General features: G+C 72.3%; 5 protein-coding genes. 2 read left to right on the top strand and 3 right to left on the bottom strand.

Features of this window, described 5'->3' with window-relative positions:
- Positions 1-218: SDR family NAD(P)-dependent oxidoreductase (locus B4M60_RS08750; RefSeq protein ID WP_291082365.1), on the bottom strand; the 218-nt coding region annotated here is incomplete at its 3' end.
- Positions 219-390: 172 nt separating this feature from the next.
- On the opposite strand from B4M60_RS08750, the gene B4M60_RS08745 reads away from it, so the two are divergent.
- Complete coding sequence (locus B4M60_RS08745) at positions 391-888, top strand: beta-class carbonic anhydrase (protein WP_291082362.1); 498 nt, start codon at positions 391-393, stop codon at positions 886-888.
- Positions 889-990: 102 nt separating this feature from the next.
- Positions 991-1,536 carry an HdeD family acid-resistance protein gene (locus B4M60_RS08740; protein WP_291082359.1) on the top strand — a complete coding sequence of 182 codons (546 nt, stop codon included), beginning with the start codon at positions 991-993 and terminating at the stop codon, positions 1,534-1,536.
- A 140-nt stretch (positions 1,537-1,676) separates the two neighbouring features.
- Here B4M60_RS08740 and B4M60_RS08735 read toward each other — a convergent pair whose 3' ends face one another.
- Both B4M60_RS08735 and B4M60_RS08730 read right to left on the bottom strand, forming a co-directional pair.
- Positions 1,677-2,465: a TSUP family transporter gene (locus tag B4M60_RS08735; RefSeq protein WP_291082357.1), complete on the bottom strand. Its 789-nt coding sequence runs from the start codon at positions 2,463-2,465 to the stop codon at positions 1,677-1,679.
- 7 nt (positions 2,466-2,472) lie between these two features.
- On the bottom strand, positions 2,473-2,964 hold a 492-nt coding region (locus B4M60_RS08730), incomplete at its 5' end, for a TOBE domain-containing protein (RefSeq protein WP_291082355.1).

Genomic DNA, 2,964 nt, shown 5'->3' with positions numbered 1-2,964 from the left:
CCGACGACCTGCGCCTTGTCGGTCACGTCGGTCCGGACGAACTCGGCCTGCGCACCCCACTCGTCGCGCAGCCACGAGGCGGTCCCGGTGCCGGCCGCCTCGTCGATCTCGGCCACGACGATCGAGGCACCCTCCCTCGCGAGCGCCCCGGCGATGCCGCGACCGACGCCCATCCCCGCGCCCGTGACCACCGCCACCCGGCCGTCCAGAGTCCCCATTCCGCACTCCTGTGTCAGTTGCTCAACCCCGCGTACAAGAGCAAGTTCTACCCAGGTCGGGCTGGGAGCGGGCCGGATTGGGCGAGGTCAGGTCGCGGCCCCACCGCAAGGAATCCGGTCGGCGTGGCGGGAATGCTGGCGGGCCCGCGGTGAGGTGGGTTTGATGGTGGACATGACCGTCACCGATGAACTGCTCGAGGCCGCCAAGGCCTACCAGGCCGACTTCGACAAGGGCCACCTCCCCATGCCTCCCGGCCGCCGGATCGCCGTGGTGGCCTGCATGGACGCCCGCCTCAACCCGTACGGCCTCCTCGGGCTCACCGAGGGCGACGCCCACGTCATCCGCAACGCCGGCGGCGTGGTCACCGACGACGTCCTGCGGTCGCTGTCGATCAGCCAACGGCTCCTGGGCACGGAGGAGATCGTCCTGATCCATCACACCGACTGCGGCATGCTCACCTTCCGCGACGACGAGTTCAAGGACCAGATCCAGGCCGACACGGGCCTGCGGCCCCGCTGGGCGCCGGAGTCGTTCCCCGAGCCGGAGGCGGACGTCCGGCAGTCGCTCGCCCGGGTCGAGTCGGATCCGTTCCTGCTCCACGGCACCGCCGTGCGCGGGTTCGTCTACGACGTCTCGACCGGCGCACTGCGCGAGGTCACCCGCGACTGACCGTGTGCACCCCGCGACACGTGGTGCACACGCCGAGATTAAGATAATTTGAGCTGGGCGCAACCGTGTCCGTACGACCCACTCAAGCGAGGTCTGTCGGAAATGACCACTTCCACCTTCACCCCGGTCGCCAGGGGTGTGCGATTCGCGCTGCTGGCTGGCGGCCTGATCGCCATCGCGTTCGGCATCGCGGTCCTCTTCTGGCCCGGCAAGACCGCCGTCGCCGTCACCGGCGTCATCGCCGTCTACGCCATCGTCGCCGGCATCGTCTACATCACGATGTCCTTCGTCGCCAAGAGCCAGTCCGCGGGCAGCCGCGTGGGCCACGGGCTGCTGGGCCTGCTCTACATCGTGGCGGGCATCTACGCCTTCGCCTCCCTCCAGCAGTCCGCCGCGTTCCTCGGCATCTTCATCACCGTGCTGATCGGCGTGATGTGGATCTTCGAGGGCTTCACCGCGCTGTTCACCCTCAGCGAGGCCAGCTCGAAGGGCGTGACGATCTTCTTCGCGATCATCTCCGTGCTGGCCGGCATCTCGCTGGTGAGCACCCCGCTGTGGGGCGCGGGCTTCCTCTGGTGGCTCGCCGGCATCTCCCTCATCGTCCTGGGCGCGCTCAACGTGGTGCGCGGCTTCTCCATGAAGGACTGAGCCCCGCTCCGCGACGCTACACCGCGGCCCGTCGTGACCCGCCCGCCGATCCGGCGCGGCGGACCACGACGGGCCGCTGCCGTTCCATCCGGAGCCCGCCCACCCCCACGGGTGGGGAGAGAAGGCGCGGCGGGCGGGGGTCAGGTGAGGAGCTGGGCCGCGTACAGCGCGGAGACGGCCAGCGCCGCCGCCCCGAGGCCCGCCCGCAGTCCCCGCTCCGGGATCCGCGGCTGCAGCATCACCCCCAGGTACCCGCCGATCAGCCCGCCCAGCCCACAGGCCAGGCCGATCCCCCACGCCGGGGAGACGGTCCCGGCGGACAACGGTGCGAGCGCGGTGAAGGCGGCCGCCCCGACCACGGACGTGATCCAGGTGGTGGCCAGGGCGGCGGGCGCCACCAGCCCCACGGTCAGGCCACCGGCGACCAGCAGGGGCGAGAGGATCGACCCCCCTCCGATGCCGTAGACGCCGCCGAACGCGCCCACGACGAACGCCGCCGTCCGCTGGTGCGCGGTGACCCACCTCGACACCCGCCCGGGGCCGGCGGCGTCGCCCGCCCGGCGGGGCCGCACCAGGCCGTAGCCGATCGGCGCGAGCAACGCCACGGCCAGCAGCCGCGCGACGTCCTCGCCGGGGGCCAGGAAGACGCGGACCGCGGCGCCGAGCAGCACGCCCGGGACGGTGCCCGCGAGCAGGCGCACGGTCAGGGCTGCGGAGTCGGAGAACGCCCGGCGCCGGTGGAACTTCCACAGGGCGCCGGGCGCGGAGACGATGTTGAACAGCAGGTTGGTGGGGGTCACCTGCGGGCTCGAGACCGACAGGAACTGGAGCTGGACCGGCAGCAGGAACACCGCGCCGGAGATCCCCACCGGGGTGGTGAGGGTCGCGATCACCAGCCCGGCGGTGAAGGCCACCAGGAGTCCGGTCACGGCCGGGTCAGGACCGGAGCACGTCGGCGCCGGGGTGCGCGCGCACCCAGACCCGGTCGCCCGGGCCGATGCCGGTCGCGGTGGCCTCGGTCCGGGTCAGCTGCCCGTGCACCCGCTCGGCGCCGGGCGCGCCGTCGAGCTCCACCTCGTAGCGGACCTCGAACCCGACCCGCTTCCACCGCACCACGCGGCCGGGCTCGCCGCCGGACTCCGGGCCCCGCGAGACCCGCACGTCGTGGGGGCGCAGCAGGACCCCGCCCAGCCGGGTGGTGGGGCCGAGGAAGCTGAAGACGAACTCGTTGGCCGGGCGGTCGTACAGCTCCTCCGGGGAGCCGACCTGCTCGATCCGACCGTGGTTGATCACCACGATCGTGTCGGCCACCTCGAGCGCCTCCTCCTGGTCGTGGGTGACGAACACCGAGGTCACGTGGACCTCGTCGTGCAGCCGCCGCAGCCAGTCCCGAAGTTCCTTGCGCACCTTGGCGTCCAGCGCGCCGAA

The sequence above is a fragment of the Dietzia sp. UBA5065 genome (assembly GCA_002415925.1).
GTDB lineage: Bacteria > Actinomycetota > Actinomycetes > Mycobacteriales > Mycobacteriaceae > Dietzia.
This window is presented reverse-complemented; position numbering and strand designations above follow the sequence as displayed.

Bases quoted from the DNA above. Each gene is read 5' to 3' on its own strand.
- B4M60_RS08745 (WP_291082362.1), top strand. From the start codon at position 391: ATGACCGTCACCGATGAACTGCTCGAGGCCGCCAAGGCCTACCAGGCC.
- B4M60_RS08740 (WP_291082359.1), top strand. From the start codon at position 991: ATGACCACTTCCACCTTCACCCCGGTCGCCAGGGGTGTGCGATTCGCG.